This window comes from Bacillus sp. FSL L8-0528, assembly GCF_038593085.1.
In the GTDB taxonomy this organism is placed as follows: domain Bacteria; phylum Bacillota; class Bacilli; order Bacillales; family Bacillaceae; genus Bacillus; species Bacillus paralicheniformis.
This window is the reverse complement of sequence record NZ_CP151961.1, coordinates 2,018,024-2,033,774: the sequence shown is the minus strand read 5'-3', so window position 1 is coordinate 2,033,774 and position 15,751 is coordinate 2,018,024. Positions and strand designations below refer to the sequence as shown.

Sequence of the window (15,751 nt, the reverse complement as noted above, 5' to 3'; positions counted from 1 at the left end):
AATTTTCCGAAATAAATTTATGATAATAAATAACAACGTTGTTATTATAAATGATACATCATAAAATAACAATCATATACATCTGCCGAAGGAAATAACAACGTTGTTAAAAGAACTTTTCGGATGATGAAGCAACGTTTATTTTTAACAACGTTGTTAAACTTATCGTAAAGGAGGGGAAGTGTGAGAAAGACGATCATCTAATGTCTCGCACAAAACATAATCGGAAACGGAATTCAGGGGATAAACCGAAACATACAATGCCAAAATTCTGCTTATTCGTTCACTATTCGAGCGAAATTGTAAACGCTATCAAAAAAATATGGCTGTGAATGTATGACGATGAAAGAAAACATGAATCGCTATCAATCTTTGGTTAGAAAGCAACAGTCATGAGATTCAAGGAGGGTAGTTCATGAGAAAAATGCTATCCGTGTTTTTTGTATGCGCTTTAATCTTTGGAATGCTTACGGGGTGTAAAAGCAGCGATGTACTAGGCACCGATAAAACCGTAACATTACGGCTCGCTCACAACCATAATGAGGAGCACCCCGTCCACAAGTCTTTACTCAAATTTTCAAAAGACGTAGAAAAGAAAACCAATGGCACTGTTAAAGTGCAATTGTATCCAAATGCTCAGCTCGGTTCAGAGCGTGAAGTGATTGAATTGACGCAAACCGGGGCTGTCGATTTGGCTAAAGTAAGTGCAAGCGCTTTAGAAAGTTTTTCAGAGGTCTACTCCATCTTCAGCCTGCCTTATTTATTTGACAGCAAACAGCATTTCTATGAAGCCATGGACAGTGATATTGCAAAAGAAATGTATGATGCAACGAAAAACATAGGGTTTATTGGATTAACCTACTATGATGCCGGTTCACGGAACTTTTACACAAAGAACAAACCGATTATGCATCCAAATAACCTTAAAGGTTTAAAAGTTCGCGTGCAGCCGAGTGCTACAGCGATTCGAATGGTGGAACTCATGGGTGGAGCACCTACTCCAATGGCTTATGGAGAAGTATATACAGCATTGCAGTCAAGTGTAATCGATGGCACCGAAAACAACGAAATGGCTTTAACAAGCAACAATCACGGGGAAGTGGCAAAAGAATATTTGTACTCAGAACATGCGATCGTTCCGGATATTTTAATCATGAATTTGGACAAAAAGGATCAATTAAGCGAAGAGCAGCAGAATGCGGTGATCGAAGCGGCGAAAGAATCTACTGAGTATCACAAAATCGTATGGGCTGAAGAAACTGAAAATGCGGTTAAGAAAGCAAAGGAAATGGGAGTGAAGTTCCACAAACCAGACAAGACTCCATTCCGAAATGCGGTAAGCCCGCTTCATGATGAGTTTGCCAAAAAAGAATTGATCGGAAAATACTATAAAGAAATTCGTGCGAAAGCTAAAAAAGTAAAATAACTCTGGATGAGCGAATCGAATATTTTTCGATAAGGGAGGGATGTATATGCTCACTTTAAAAAAAGCGGTGGATAAAACGATTGAATGTTTGACTTGCACACTAATGGCAGTCATGGTTTTTGTTGCGATATGGCAAGTATTTACGCGATATGTACTGAATTCTCCTAGTACGTTTTCAGAAGAATTTTTACGCTATTCATTGATATGGATTTCTATGTTGGGTGGTGCCTATGCATTTTGGAAAAAAAAGCACTTGGCCATTGAATTTATCGTTCGAAAACTTCCAATAAAAGCAGCTGTTTTCCTTCATACTTTCATTCAGATTCTCTTGATTGCTTTTGCTCTGATTGTGATGGTGATGGGAGGATCAAAAGCAGTGATCACCACAATGGGGCAATCTTCAGCAGCATTAGGGATACCGGTGGGATTTGTTTATCTATCACTTCCTGTTGCAGGCATACTCATCATTGGATACAGCTTGGCCGGTTTATATGAATCTTTACATGAATTCAATTCAAAACAAAAGTCAGGTGATGATGTAAAAAAAGCAGAAAAGATGTGACTAAGGCTTTTTGAAAACTAAAAAAAGAGGTGAAATGATATGACCATAGCAGCAGGTCTCATTTTATCGGCAGTATTCTTCATATTATTGTTTCTCGGCGTTCCGATTTCCGTAAGTATTGCGGCGGCGTCCATTGTAACAATGCTTACCATTTTTCCTTTTGATGTTGCCATTTTCACTTCGGCGCAAAAAATGGTAACTGGAATCGACAGCTTTTCTTTATTAGCGGTACCGTTCTTCATTTTATCAGGCATTATTATGAATAATGGCGGTATTGCAATGCGGCTCATTAACGTCGCAAAATTGATCAGCGGCAGGCTGCCTGGTTCTCTGGCCCATACAAATGTTATCGGAAACATGTTATTCGGATCGATTTCCGGTTCGTCTGTAGCTGCTGCTGCTGCAATCGGCGGGGTCATGTCGCCGCTCCAAGAAAAAGAAGGATATGACCGGACTTACTCTGCCGCAGTAAACATTGCTTCTGCACCAACTGGTTTGCTTATTCCGCCTAGCGGTCTTTTGATCATTTTCTCATTAGTCAGCGGCGGAACATCTGTAGCCGCTTTATTTATGGCGGGCTATTTGCCCGGAATTTTGTGGGGGCTGGCTACGATGGTTGTCGCCTGTATAATTGCAAAAAAGAAAAAGTATCCTGTTGCGCCAAAGATTACGATGAGTCAAGGTTTTAAAGTACTTCTCGATGCGATTCCAAGCCTGTTGCTCATTGTAATCGTAATCGGGGGTATTATCGCCGGCATATTTACAGCAACTGAAGGTGCAGCAATAGCGGTGGCTTATTCCTTATTGTTATCACACTTTTATAGGACATTGAAATGGAAACAGCTCCCCCAAATGCTGCTGGAAACGGTCGAAATCACAGCTGTTATTATGTTTTTGGTTGGGACTTCAACAATGCTGTCATTGGTCATGGCGTTTACAGGCATACCGGCGGCAATCAGCAATGGAATGCTAGGGATTACAGATAACCCCATTTTGATCCTGCTGATGATGAATATCATCTTATTAATAATCGGTACATTTATGGACATCACTCCGGCTGTTTTAATTTTTACTCCAATCTTTCTGCCAATTGTTCAAAGCTTTGGCATGGATCCGGTGCATTTTGGAATTATGATTGTATTTAACCTTTGTATCGGCAATATCACTCCACCTGTGGGAAGTGCTCTGTTTGTGGGATGCAGCATAGGTAAAGTTGATATTGAACGAGTGGTTAAACCGATTCTGCCATTTTACGCTGCGATCATGATTGTCCTTTTAATTGTTACCTACATTCCACAAATCAGCTTAATGCTGCCTCAATTATTTGGACTTTAAGACAGGAGGCGTCTGTTTAATGTCAATTAAAGAAACCTACATGTTTACATTTATAAAAGAAGAGAAAAATGTGCTGCATTTTCATTTAAATGACGGCCATGCACAAGCAAAAATATTCATTCTTGAAGAAGATATGATTCGGATTTTGCTGACAGAGGGAGAAGCGTTAACGCTTGAAAAAACGTGGAGTGTCGCGCCTGGACAGATCGATGTGCCATGGGAGGGCCGCCATCGTTTAGACATGAGCGGATTTACATTGCCTCAATACGAATTTCAGCAAGTCAAAGATGTTTTTATCGTAAAAACCGGCAAGATCAAGCTTCATGTTCAATTGAACGGTTTTAAGATCAGCTGGTTTTATCACAGTGGTTCTGAATGGATCAATGTTGCAAACGATCGGCAAACACAAGGGTATAATTTTGAAGGGGCTTTTGGAAAGGGCGTATACCATTATTTACAACGCGATTTCCAGGAACAATATTTTGGATTTGGCGAGAAAACGGGAAACATCGATAAACACGGGAAACGCTACCGGATGTTAAATATCGATGCGATGGGGTATGACGCAGAGCGGTCAGATCCGCTATACAAACATATCCCATTTTATATTACACGCCATAAGAAAACAGGCATCTCCTATGGAATTTTCTATGATAATCTATCAGCTTCCATTTTTGATATGGGTTCAGAGCTTGATAACTATCATGGACTGTACCGCTATTATCAGGCCGAAAAAGGGGATTTAGACTACTACTTCATAGCCGGTCCGAAAATAAAAGATGTAGTCGAAACATTCTCTTGGCTGACAGGCAAAACGATCTTGCCGCCAAAATGGAGCCTGGGCTATTCAGGCTCTACGATGAGCTATACCGATGCTCCAAATGCACAAGAACAATTAAAAAATTTCGTTCATCTTTGTGAAGAACATGATATGTTATGCGATTCGTTTCAGTTATCGTCAGGATACACATCTATCGGTGACAAACGTTATGTCTTTAACTGGGATGAGAGCAAAATTCCTGCTCCAAAAGAGATGGTGCAACAATTCCATGAGAAGGGCGTGCGTTTATGCGCCAACATTAAACCGTGTTTGCTAAAGGATCATCCGTACTTTGATGAACTAAAAGAAAAAGAAATGTTTATCGTAAACAGAGAAACACAAAAACCGGTGATGGCTCAATTTTGGGATGATATCGGGGCTTATTTAGACTTCACGAATCACCAAACGTTCGACTGGTGGAAGGCTCAAGTGACAGAAAAGCTGTTGGAATACGGAATTGATTCAACCTGGAACGACAATAACGAGTTTGAAATATGGAGTCAAAACGCCAAGTGTCACGGCTTCGGCAAAGAAGTGGAATTTGAATTGATCCGCGCGCTTCACCCGCTTTTGATGATGAAAGCGTCTTTCGAGGCGCAGCTAGAACACAACCCGGAATTACGCCCGTATCTGATCTCAAGATCCGGCTGTCCCGGCATGCACCGTTATGCACAAACTTGGACCGGTGACAACCGAACAAGCTGGAAAACATTAAAATTTAATATTCAAACTGGCATCGGTTTAAGTTTATCAGGCATTTACAATTTCGGCCATGATGTCGGGGGATTTTCTGGACCGGCCCCTGAACCGGAGCTATTCGTAAGATGGGTGCAAAACGGCATCATGCATCCGAGATTTACCATTCATTCGTGGAACGATGACGGGACAGTTAATGAACCATGGATGTTTCCTGAAACAATCGATGAAATCCGTGAACTCATTAAGTTTAGACATAAGATCATCCCTTACATTTACACCGCGCTGTATGAGGCGCACGAACATTATCAGCCGATCATTCGACCGACATTTTATGATTTTGAACATGATGAGAAAACATTTGAAGAAAACGATGAATTTATACTTGGTGAATCTTTGCTGGTTGCATCTGTCGTCAAAAAAGGAATGACGGAGCGGGAGGTGTATTTACCGAACCATGAAAAAGGCTGGTACGATTTCCATACGGGAACTTGGTATGAAGGAGGAAAGACAGTCGTTCTGCCGGCACCATTACATTATACTCCGCTATTAGCGAAAGCGGGAGCGATCGTTCCGGTAAATGATGCAAAAGTGACATTCCAAACAAAGAACCAAGATGAAAGAGGATTTTTGTTATTCCCATTCAAAGGAAAAGGAAAATCAACTTATCGTTTGTATGAAGATGATGGGTTAACAAATGAATATACTTATACATTTGCCTTTATTCATGTCGATATGGAAACAACAGAAGACGGGATCAAACTTTCAATACAAAAGGAAGGAACATACGAGTTACCGTATGATCAACTCACTTTTCACGTACCAAATGGAGAAAAGAGAAAACTGATCGTAAATGGCACAGAGCTGGAAAGCAAGAACGGAGAGTTTTCTTACAGTTTGCCGTGTGGTTAAAAGATTAAGGCCACATGATGATAATGTTTTCCATTACTCGAGGCAAGAATCTTTGTCCGCGGTTACATCCCGGCAAGCTACATGAATAATTATCACGAAAATTATGTAAGGGAATACTAATCAGCAAATTCTTTTTTAGAAAATCGGTCCAATATATTGTTATTGTCATGCGAAATGATGGCATCGAATGTTAAATAAAAAGAGGGAAGAGGATGGGAGAACCATGCAAATGACGTTTCGATGGTATGGAGACAGCGATCCGGTCACATTAGAGTATATTCGCCAAATTCCCGGCGTTACTGGAATTGTTTCGGCTATTTATGATATTCCTGTAGGGGAAGCCTGGCCTTATGAGAAAATTGCGGAATTAAAAGAAAAAATTGAAAATCATGGTTTATCGTTAAGTGTCATTGAAAGTGTACCTGTCCATGAAGATATTAAATTAGGTCTTCCGACAAGAGATCAATATATTGAAAACTATAAAACGACGATACGCAACTTGGCAAAAGCGGGTGTTAAAATCGTTTGTTATAATTTCATGCCTGTCTTTGACTGGACTCGTTCTTCTTTAGACTATGCACTAGAAGACGGTTCTACAGCATTAATTTATGAAGAAGAAAAAGTTAAACAAATGAACCCTTTGCATGGTGAACTAAAACTTCCCGGTTGGGACACAAGCTATGAAGATGGACAGCTAAAGAATCTTTTTCAACAATACCAGCACGTTACAGAAGAGGATTTATGGGGAAATCTTTCGTATTTTATTAAAGCGGTTATACCGGCGGCAGAAGATGAACAAGTCAAAATGGCGATTCACCCGGATGATCCGCCATGGCCTATCTTTGGACTGCCCCGAATCATAACGAACAAAGAGAATTTGGAGCGATTGATTAATCTCTATGACAGCTCCTTTAACGGTTTGTGTTTATGCAGCGGGTCGCTGGGGGTGAATTCAACAAATGATATTCCCGCATTGATTCGTTATTTCGGAAAAAAAGGAAAAGTCAACTTTGTGCATCTGAGAAACATTAAGATCATCGGGGAAAAGTCATTTCAAGAATCCTCCCACCGTTCAGAAGACGGTTCTTTAGATATGTATGAAATCGTAAGAGCATTAAGAGATATTGATTTTGCCGGGCCAGCCAGACCGGATCATGGGAGAATGATTTGGGGAGAGACCGGAAAACCGGGTTATGGTTTATATGACCGGGCGCTGGGTGCAGTGTATTTAAATGGAATGTGGGAAACATTGACGAAAGAAAAGAAGCGGATCGCCTTGGAATGCAATAAATGAACAAGCACTAACTAAAATGCAGAGACGGGGGATGAATGTGCAGATACCTTTTCATGTCAACTTGAAAGGTAAGGTGGCTGTAGTGACAGGTGGAGGCGGCATTTTATGCAGCTGTTTCGCTAAAGCATTAGCTCAATGCGGTGCAAAAGTAGCAGTAGTCAGCCGAAGAGCTGAATCGGCTGACAGCGTAGCGAAAGAGATCCAAGCAAACGGAGGCGAAGCACTTGCCCTTACAGCAAACGTCCTTGATAAACAAAGCCTTGAACAAGCAAAACATCTCATTAACAGAACATTCGGCAGATGCAATATCCTAATTAACGGTGCAGGCGGCAACCATCCAAAGGGAACAACAGATAAAGAATATTTATATAAAAAAGACTTGAATACTAAAGAATTGACTACGTTTTTTGATTTAGAAATAGAAGGTGTAAGGTCTGTATTTGATTTAAACTTTCTTGGCACACTGTTAACCACTCAAGTATTTGCAAAAGACATGGCTGATCACGACGGAAATGTGATCGTTAACATCTCATCCATGAACGCCTATACGCCGCTTACGAAAATTCCCGCCTACAGCGGTGCAAAAGCGGCCGTCAGTAACTTTACACAATGGCTTGCTGTGCATATGTCAAAAGTCGGTATTCGTGTCAATGCCATTGCCCCAGGCTTTTTTCTTACCGCCCAAAATAGGAGCCTATTGCTCAATGACGACGGAACGTATACGGAGCGAGCACAAAAAATTATCAACCAGACGCCGTTGGATAGATTTGGGGTTCCGGAAGATCTAATCGGAACATTATTATGGTTGGTAAGCGATAAAGCCTCGGGATTTGTCACTGGAACCATCATACCGGTCGATGGAGGGTTCTCCGCCTATTCTGGAGTATAACTAAGAGGATTTGCTCCAAAAAGCTGATTTTCAACACTGATAAAAATCCCAATTTCTCTGTGTCACATTGAGAAATTGGGATTTATTCATTCAATTTTTCCTTTTTACAGGCAAGAAGATAAACAACATTGTTGTATGATCTGCTTCCTTATTTCTTCAATTGCTACGTAATACAAAACCATTGCAATTGATATGCATTGTTTTGTTATTGTTTGACAAAGGTGTTATAACTGTTTATATTGTATATATACAGTTATAACGAATAGAGGGATGTCATGCATTGAATATCATCATTTCAAATTCATCTGATGAACCGATTTATTTGCAGATCGTCAACCAATTAAAAGATCAAATCGTCAAGGGAGAACTCTCGGAGTCAGAGGCGCTCCCATCGATCAGAAACCTGGCCAAAGAGCTTAAAATCAGCGTAATTACAACAAAAAGAGCCTACGACGAGCTGGAGAGAGAAGGGTTTATCGTCACAGTTGCAGGAAAGGGCTCGTATGTCGCAGCCATCAACAAAGACGTGCTTCGAGAAACAAAAGTCAAATTGATCGAAGAACACATAGCAGAAGCCGTCACTGAAGCGAAACAAATCGGCTTTACATACGAGGAACTCCAAGAGATGCTCAAACTGGTTTATGAGGAGTGGTAAAAGTGACCAGCATACTGGAATTAAAAAATGTATCAAAACATTATCAAGATTTCTCTTTAAAAAACATCAATTTCTCGCTTGAAAAAGGATATATTATGGGTTTTATCGGCCCGAACGGAGCCGGAAAAAGCACAACCATCAAGCTGATCATGAACCTGATCAAAAAAGACGAAGGGGACATCAGCATTTTCGGTCTCGACAATGAAAAGCACAATATCGAAATCAAGCAGAGGATCGGCTTTGTTTACGATGAAAATCATTTTTACGAAGAACTGACGCCGAACGAAATGAAAGGAATCATCAGACCGTTTTACAAAAAGTGGGATGAGGCTGTTTTTCAGCGGTACGCAAAAGACTTCCAGCTCCCTTTAAACAGGCAGATCAAAAACTTGTCAAAAGGGATGAAGATGAAATTCTCACTGGCGGTCGCGCTTTCCCATCATGCCGAATTATTGATTATGGATGAACCGACATCAGGACTTGATCCTCTTGTCAGATCGGAGCTCCTCGACGTGCTGCAAACATTGCTGCAGGATGAAAACAAGTCGATTTTCTTTTCGACGCATATTACCTCTGACTTAGAAAAAGTAGCGGACTATATCACTTTCATTCATAACGGCCGGCTCGTACTGAGCAAAACAAAAGATGAGCTGTTGGAGGAGTACTGCATTGTAAAAGGAGACCTCGATACGCTGCATAAAGGAAACGAAGACGCCTTAATCGGCATCAAGAAAAACAACTATGGCTTCGAAGCGCTCTCCAAAGATAAGCGGGGAGTCGTTCAGCATTTCGGGGATTCCGTCATGATCGAAAAACCGACTTTGGAGGATATTTTGGTATTTTCAACCGGCAGGAGTGATCAACATGTATCATCTTATTAAAAAGGATATTTTAATGCAGAAAAGGGCAATGAAACTATCGCTGTTATTGATGATATTTTTCACTTTTACATTGTCGCAGCTTGAGCTTGTCGGATATACAGTGGCGGTTTTGGCTGTCACATATCAGCTGGCATTAGGCGCAAGCTCCTTAGAAGATAAAAACAACAGTGATAAAATCCTGATCAGCTTGCCCATTAGAAGAAACATCATCGTCTTATCAAAATATGTATCGGTTTATGTCTATGCGACTTATGCCATTCTCTTCTATTCTTTGATCAATGCTATCGGACATATGCTGCACTTGCCGCTTGATTTCCCATTGACACTTTCAGGCGTCATGGGTGCTGTTGTGGCTGTCACTTTATTTAGCTCGATCTCATTTCCGCTGCTTTTTAAGTACGGCTATTTGAAGTCCAAAATGGCGAACATCATCATATTTTTCGTCATTATATTTGGAGGGACGGCCTTATTTAAATTTATAAATGCGGGGGAAAACCTTGCACTAAGCCAAAAATTAACGGCTTTTCTGAGCGAAATGTCAAATGCGGGCACATTTATCCTTTTGGTTGGCGTACTGCTCGTGATGATCTCTGTTTCATATGCGATATCGCTCAGCTTTTATAATAAAAGAGAATTTTAGTATAAGGATCAGCGGGAGGAACTCCGCTGATCCTTTTTTCGTTGCTCAGAACCGTACGGCTGTTTTACTTTCCTCCTACTATCATCTATTAAAAAAATTCCCGTGTTGATAAAAGCATTTTTTCCGGAAGTTTCGGTAAAAAACGAAACTTTTGGCCCTTTTATTTCACTGTATAATGTAAACGGTTACGTTTGTAGTATACTTATACTATCATTTCTTTTTAGGGAAGGATAGAAAAACAGGTGAGAGAGATATGAATACAAGGCAAAAAGACATTCTGAATCTGTTGTTATCTGAACCTGAAGACTATTTAGTCGTACAAGATTTCGCAGACAGGGTAAAGTGTTCTGAAAAAACGATCAGAAATGATCTGAAAACGATTGAAGATTATCTCAATCAGCATTCTGATGCTCAATTGATTCGCAAACCGGGACTGGGCGTTTATTTGAATATTGAAGATCATGAAAGGGTCCGTTTAAGCCGGCAGTTATATACCGAACATCACGCCGCACAGCAGCAATCCGATGAAGAAAGAATGCTGCAAATCGCTTATCAGTTATTAATGAATCCAAAGCCGGTTTCTGCAAAAGAAATGGCTGCCGAGCACTTCTTGAATAAGTCTTCCATCAAAAGGGATTTGAATCAAATCGAAGTTTGGCTCCAGCGGTTTGGCCTCACTCTGGTGTCCAAGCAGCGCCTCGGTTTAAAGATCGAAGGGAGTGAAAAAAATAAGAGAAAAGCGCTGGCGCGCATCTCGGAGTTGATTGACAACCCGGAGTTTACAAGCCGATTTATTAAAAGTCAATTTTTAAGCCATGAAGTGGAATTTGTTAAAAGCGAAATCAGATCATTGCAAAAGCGACATTCTTTATATTTCACTGATGAAACGTTCGAAAATTTACTGTTGCATACACTGCTGATGATTCGCCGCATCAAAATGAAACAGCCGATTACTATTTCTCCAGGGGAAATAGATGCAGTCAAAAAGAAAAAAGAATTTCAGTGGACGTTTGCTTGTTTAAAACGGCTGGAAGCGGTTTTTGCGATCCGCTTTCCTGAAGAAGAGGCCGTCTATTTAACATTGCATATATTAGGCGGCAAAGTCCGTTACCCATTTGGGAAAGAAGGGGAGAGCGGACTGGAAAACCCTTTGCTTCCAAAGGTTGTCGAATATTTAATCCATCGTGTCTCAGAGTTGAAAATGATGAATTTCCGCGAGGACCGGGTTTTGATCAATGGATTGAAAGTTCACCTTAATACCGTTTTAAATCGGCTGAGCTATGACCTTTCCGTATCAAATCCGATGCTCAACGATATCAAAAAAATGTACCCTTATCTGTTTCATATTGTCATTGATGCTCTTGAAGACATCAACCAAACGTTTTCACTTTCGATTCCCGAGGAAGAAGCCGCCTATCTGACATTGCATTTCCAAGCGGCGATCGAGCGCTTCAGCTATGGAAAAGACAAGCATAAAAAAGCGATCATTGTCTGTCATATGGGCATCGGGATGTCACAGCTGCTGCGGACAAAAATCGAACGGAAATTCCACCAAATTGCCGTGATGGACTGCATCGCAAAAGCTGATTTGGCGGACTATACTGCACGACATGAAGATATCGATCTTGTCATATCAACGGTCAGCCTGGAGGATTTATCAATTCCCCATATCGTTGTATCTCCGCTGCTCGAGTCGGCCGATGAGAAAAAGCTCGGCGCTTTTATGGATCAGCTCGGTGAATCGTCCCGGCAAACACAAAAAACGTTTAAAGTGCTGAATGACACGACTCCTTTCCTCGTCTTCCTGCAGCAGGAATCAGAACACCGCTACAAGCTGATTGAACAGCTGGCAATGGCTTTATACGAAAAAGGCTATGTGGAAAAAGAATATGCTGTGCACGCCGTCATGAGAGAAAAAATGTCGGCGACAAACATCGGAGCGGGCATCGCCATTCCTCACGCGAACGCCAAATTGATTAAACAATCAGCCATTGCGATCGCCACATTAAAAGAGCCGCTTGACTGGGGCTCTGAAAAAGTATCGCTCGTCTTTATGCTGGCTGTCAAACACGAGGATCAAAACATGACAAAACAACTGTTTCAAGAGCTGTCCAGCTTAAGCGAGCAGCCGGCATTCATCCAAAAGCTGACGAAAGAAACAAATGTGATGACATTTTTATCTTATTTGGATTATTAAAGGCGGGGCGTAGATACAACGACAAGAAGTTCTCTAAGCTTGAAAGAAGGATTCATGAGTTAGAGGAACGATTCAATAATTAAGTTAAAATCTGTATTTTATGAAATCTGTTTCAGTATCAACGAATATATCGTCTATTTCGGCATCCTTATATTCTTTTAAAATATTTGTCCAGAGCCCTGAATTAGTGAGTAGTAGGTTTCTTTCTAATTCAACAGGTCTGGACACTTTTTTATTTCTCAAATAGGATTATCAATTTTTCACAATGAAACGAACTGAATACCATTCTTTAAAAATACCTCATTCCTAGTGCCTGAAAGCTCTGATTATGATTTAATAAAAAATGAAGAAAGGTATGATATACATGATGAGATTACTTATTAGTTTTATACTCGGGGCTTTAGGGGCAGTTATAATGTATAACGTAAAATCAAACTTTTCTTTCCCTGTGACAACAACTGTTTTAGTGGTTCTTATGACTGCTTGTTTGATTTTTGACCTGGTTAAACATAAGAGGAGTCAAGATCAGAGTGATAAAAAGTATGAGTTTATATGGTGGATTGCAACACTCCTCATGATTCTAGTGATGACTTTTAATACTGTCTTTTTAAAAATTGACCCTAAGTATAATATCATCGTTGTATTGATTTACATTTTGTTCATGGTGATGATTAAGAGTAGATGGAAGAAAGCTAAGACAGACTAAGCAGGTGGGCGGCCTGCTTTTTTCGTTCCATCCTGGCAGATTCATTTCCGGTGTCTGCAATTGATTTTTCACCTTCAATTTCAAAATAAAAGAGACACCTATTAGGATGCCTTTTCTTTCTCCTTTAATGTCAGACATTATAGATACCTCTTTATTGAAGTATCGTATCCAATAGTCTAACTTTATTCATTTTAATAAACCATATTTATTTTTAATCACGGTTATTTAGAGCTATTACTATAGTGTCTAGGCGAAAATACGTTTTTTAATGCACTTATTATTCCTGGCACAAGAAAGAAGACGCCAAAAAAGACAGTAAGTAAATTTAATTGTGGTGTTTCATAAAAAGTAAACCATTCTTTAAAAATTGACGATTCCGTAATTTTCCCAAATAGTGTTCCATCAATCTCTCTATAATTAGGTATCCATCCTGTTGTTTCAAATGTAATAAAAATTATCTGTGACAATAAAAATACACCAATTTGAGAAACCCAATATTTTTTCAAAAATGGAACACTTTTTTGCTTTTCAGCCAACTAATATCCCTCCCCGCATTAGATACCATTTTATATTGATATACGGAAAATGAAAGATTAAGTTTCAAAATGCAATACGGCACATTCAGTCCCAAAAGTGTTACAAGTCGCACTCATTGCAGTCCGGCTTTTTTTAAAAAAAAAAGCCGGTTTTTCCGGAACATGCGGTAAAAAACAACGCTTTTACACACACGTTTTTATTATAAAGTAATGACAAGAGCTGCTCACTACTTTAGTTTCAGAAGGAGGATTCGCATGAAACTGTTAGCGATTACATCATGTCCAAACGGAATTGCCCACACGTATATGGCTGCGGAAAATTTGCAAAAAGCGGCCGATCGAATGGGCGTTCAAATGAAAGTCGAAACACAAGGCGGCATCGGGGTGGAAAATGAGCTGACCGAGCAGGAAATCCGCGAGGCAGACGCGATTATCATAGCCGCAGACCGCTCGGTCAACAAAGACCGTTTTATCGGGAAAAAACTTCTGGCTGTCGGTGTTCAGGAAGGCATCCGAAAACCGGAAGAATTAATACAAAAAGCGATCAACGGCGATATACCTGTCTATCGTTCGGCTGCGAAAACGGAAGCCTCCGCTCAAACTGAGAAAAAACAAAATCCGATTTACCGGCATTTAATGAACGGTGTATCGTTTATGGTTCCTTTCATTGTCGTCGGCGGATTATTGATTGCGGTCGCACTGACGCTTGGAGGTGAAAAAACGCCGAAAGGGTTAGTGATTCCTGATGAATCTTTTTGGAAAACGATTGAGCAAATCGGGGCTGCCTCATTCTCATTCATGATCCCGATTTTAGCCGGTTATATTGCCTACAGCATCGCCGATAAACCGGGGCTTGTGCCGGGAATGATCGGCGGATACATCGCAGCGACGGGAAGCTTTTACGGCAGCGTAAGCGGTGCGGGGTTCCTCGGCGGCATTATCGCGGGCTTTTTAGCCGGATATGCGGCGCTGGCCATCAAAAAATTAAAAGTGCCAAAAGCCATTCAGCCGATCATGCCGATCATCATCATACCGGTGGTTTCCTCGCTTATTGTCGGCTTGGCGTTCGTATTGCTGATCGGCGCGCCTGTCGCGCAAATCTTTGAATCATTGACAGTTTGGCTGGCTGGTATGCAGGGCTCTAGTTCGATTCTTCTGGCATTAATTTTAGGGGCGATGATTTCGTTTGATATGGGCGGTCCCGTCAATAAAGTGGCATTCCTGTTTGGTTCAGCCATGATCGGTGAAGGAAACTATGAAATTATGGGTCCGATCGCCGTCGCCATTTGTATTCCTCCGATCGGGCTTGGCATCGCAACGTTTTTAGGAAAAAGAAAATTTCAGGCGCAAGAAAGAGAAATGGGAAAAGCAGCATTTACAATGGGGTTATTCGGCATTACTGAAGGTGCCATACCGTTTGCTGCACAGGACCCGCTTCGCGTCATCCCAAGTATTATGGCGGGTTCAATGACTGGTTCCGTGATCGCCATGATCGGTAATGTAGGGGACAGAGTCGCCCACGGCGGACCGATTGTAGCAGTGCTTGGCGCTGTCGATCATGTGTTGATGTTCTTCATCGCCGTTATTGCCGGATCCCTAGTCACCGCTCTTTTGGTCAATGTACTCAAAAAAGAGGTCGCAGCCGCTCCCGCAGGGGTAAATGAAACTGTTGCAGATCATAACATTCCGCAGCCGAACATCGAAATAAAAACAGAAAGCAAAAAATCCGAAATACCGGAAATTAAAAAGCTCACAGACATCATCGATACAGATTTGATCGAACCTCATTTATCAGGGGATACGAGAAACGACATTATCGATGAAATGATTCAAAAATTGTCCCGTAAAGGCGCACTGCATTCGGAAAGCGAATTTAAACAAGCGATCATGAACCGCGAACTAGAGGGGACAACGGCGATCGGCATGAACATCGCGATCCCGCACGGGAAGTCTGACGCCGTCAAGAAGCCGAGTGTAGCATTCGGCATCAAACGTTCAGGCGTGGACTGGAAGAGTCTTGACGGAACTGACGCCAAACTGATCTTTATGATCGCCGTCCCGAAAGAAAGCGGGGGAAGCGAGCATCTGAAGCTTCTGCAAATGCTCTCCCGAAAACTGATGGATGACACCTACAGGGACAAGCTTCTCTCTGCTCAAACAAAAGAAGAAGCATACAAACTTCTGGATGAAATCATCTAAAAA

Annotated in this window: 13 protein-coding genes; 12 read left to right on the top strand and 1 reads right to left on the bottom strand. The window is 41.1% G+C overall.

Going from position 1 to position 15,751, the window contains the following annotated elements; all coding sequences use genetic code 11:
• Nucleotides 1–415: 415 nt before the first annotated feature.
• The 11 genes from MHI30_RS10390 to MHI30_RS10340 all read left to right on the top strand — a co-directional run bounded on the left by MHI30_RS10390 (nucleotide 416) and on the right by MHI30_RS10340 (nucleotide 13,013).
• A complete protein-coding gene (locus MHI30_RS10390) occupies nucleotides 416–1,426 on the top strand; it encodes a TRAP transporter substrate-binding protein (RefSeq protein ID WP_075754661.1) in 1,011 nt (336 codons plus the stop codon).
• Nucleotides 1,427–1,472: 46 nt separating this feature from the next.
• The gene (locus tag MHI30_RS10385; RefSeq protein ID WP_075754659.1) at nucleotides 1,473–1,988 is read left to right on the top strand and encodes a TRAP transporter small permease; all 516 of its coding nucleotides are present in this window, start codon (nucleotides 1,473–1,475) and stop codon (nucleotides 1,986–1,988) included.
• Between the two features lie 39 nt (nucleotides 1,989–2,027).
• Nucleotides 2,028–3,323 (top strand): TRAP transporter large permease, encoded by a 1,296-nt coding sequence (locus tag MHI30_RS10380; protein ID WP_075754657.1) that lies wholly within the window; start codon nucleotides 2,028–2,030, stop codon nucleotides 3,321–3,323.
• A 19-nt stretch (nucleotides 3,324–3,342) separates the two neighbouring features.
• On the top strand, nucleotides 3,343–5,751 hold the full coding sequence (locus MHI30_RS10375) for a glycoside hydrolase family 31 protein (RefSeq protein ID WP_075754655.1): 2,409 nt from the start codon (nucleotides 3,343–3,345) through the stop codon (nucleotides 5,749–5,751).
• A 223-nt stretch (nucleotides 5,752–5,974) separates the two neighbouring features.
• The gene (gene uxuA / locus MHI30_RS10370) at nucleotides 5,975–7,045 is read left to right on the top strand and encodes a mannonate dehydratase (protein ID WP_075754653.1); all 1,071 of its coding nucleotides are present in this window, start codon (nucleotides 5,975–5,977) and stop codon (nucleotides 7,043–7,045) included.
• A gap of 37 nt (nucleotides 7,046–7,082) precedes the next feature.
• Entirely contained in the window at nucleotides 7,083–7,934 is an 852-nt protein-coding gene (locus MHI30_RS10365) for an SDR family oxidoreductase (RefSeq protein ID WP_075754651.1), read from the top strand.
• A 280-nt stretch (nucleotides 7,935–8,214) separates the two neighbouring features.
• Nucleotides 8,215–8,589, top strand: a complete 375-nt coding sequence (locus tag MHI30_RS10360; RefSeq protein ID WP_020451666.1) for a GntR family transcriptional regulator — start codon at nucleotides 8,215–8,217, stop codon at nucleotides 8,587–8,589.
• An 11-nt stretch (nucleotides 8,590–8,600) separates the two neighbouring features.
• Complete coding sequence (locus MHI30_RS10355; RefSeq protein WP_197197202.1) at nucleotides 8,601–9,470, top strand: ABC transporter ATP-binding protein; 870 nt, start codon at nucleotides 8,601–8,603, stop codon at nucleotides 9,468–9,470.
• On the top strand, nucleotides 9,454–10,110 hold the full coding sequence (locus MHI30_RS10350; RefSeq protein WP_075754649.1) for an ABC-2 transporter permease: 657 nt from the start codon (nucleotides 9,454–9,456) through the stop codon (nucleotides 10,108–10,110). Before MHI30_RS10355 ends, MHI30_RS10350 begins: the two co-directional genes overlap by 17 nt.
• A gap of 253 nt (nucleotides 10,111–10,363) precedes the next feature.
• On the top strand, nucleotides 10,364–12,307 hold the full coding sequence (locus MHI30_RS10345) for a BglG family transcription antiterminator (RefSeq protein ID WP_075754647.1): 1,944 nt from the start codon (nucleotides 10,364–10,366) through the stop codon (nucleotides 12,305–12,307).
• Nucleotides 12,308–12,722: 415 nt separating this feature from the next.
• Entirely contained in the window at nucleotides 12,723–13,013 is a 291-nt protein-coding gene (locus tag MHI30_RS10340) for a hypothetical protein (RefSeq protein ID WP_228119630.1), read from the top strand.
• A gap of 221 nt (nucleotides 13,014–13,234) precedes the next feature.
• On the opposite strand, the gene MHI30_RS10335 is transcribed toward MHI30_RS10340, so the two are convergent.
• Nucleotides 13,235–13,549 (bottom strand): YfzA family protein, encoded by a 315-nt coding sequence (locus MHI30_RS10335; protein WP_025810013.1) that lies wholly within the window; start codon nucleotides 13,547–13,549, stop codon nucleotides 13,235–13,237.
• A 255-nt stretch (nucleotides 13,550–13,804) separates the two neighbouring features.
• Here MHI30_RS10335 and MHI30_RS10330 point away from each other — a divergent pair, with 255 nt between their 5' ends.
• Nucleotides 13,805–15,748 carry a PTS fructose transporter subunit IIABC gene (locus MHI30_RS10330; RefSeq protein WP_075754645.1) on the top strand — a complete coding sequence of 648 codons (1,944 nt, stop codon included), beginning with the start codon at nucleotides 13,805–13,807 and terminating at the stop codon, nucleotides 15,746–15,748.
• The last annotated feature ends 3 nt before the right edge of the window (nucleotides 15,749–15,751 follow it).

Coding starts and splice junctions, on each gene's coding strand:
- MHI30_RS10390 (WP_075754661.1), top strand. CDS start 416: ATGAGAAAAATGCTATCCGTGTTTTTTGTATGCGCTTTAATCTTTGGA.
- MHI30_RS10385 (WP_075754659.1), top strand. CDS start 1,473: ATGCTCACTTTAAAAAAAGCGGTGGATAAAACGATTGAATGTTTGACT.
- MHI30_RS10380 (WP_075754657.1), top strand. CDS start 2,028: ATGACCATAGCAGCAGGTCTCATTTTATCGGCAGTATTCTTCATATTA.
- MHI30_RS10375 (WP_075754655.1), top strand. CDS start 3,343: ATGTCAATTAAAGAAACCTACATGTTTACATTTATAAAAGAAGAGAAA.
- uxuA (WP_075754653.1), top strand. CDS start 5,975: ATGCAAATGACGTTTCGATGGTATGGAGACAGCGATCCGGTCACATTA.
- MHI30_RS10350 (WP_075754649.1), top strand. CDS start 9,454: ATGTATCATCTTATTAAAAAGGATATTTTAATGCAGAAAAGGGCAATG.
- MHI30_RS10345 (WP_075754647.1), top strand. CDS start 10,364: ATGAATACAAGGCAAAAAGACATTCTGAATCTGTTGTTATCTGAACCT.
- MHI30_RS10340 (WP_228119630.1), top strand. CDS start 12,723: ATGTATAACGTAAAATCAAACTTTTCTTTCCCTGTGACAACAACTGTT.
- MHI30_RS10330 (WP_075754645.1), top strand. CDS start 13,805: ATGAAACTGTTAGCGATTACATCATGTCCAAACGGAATTGCCCACACG.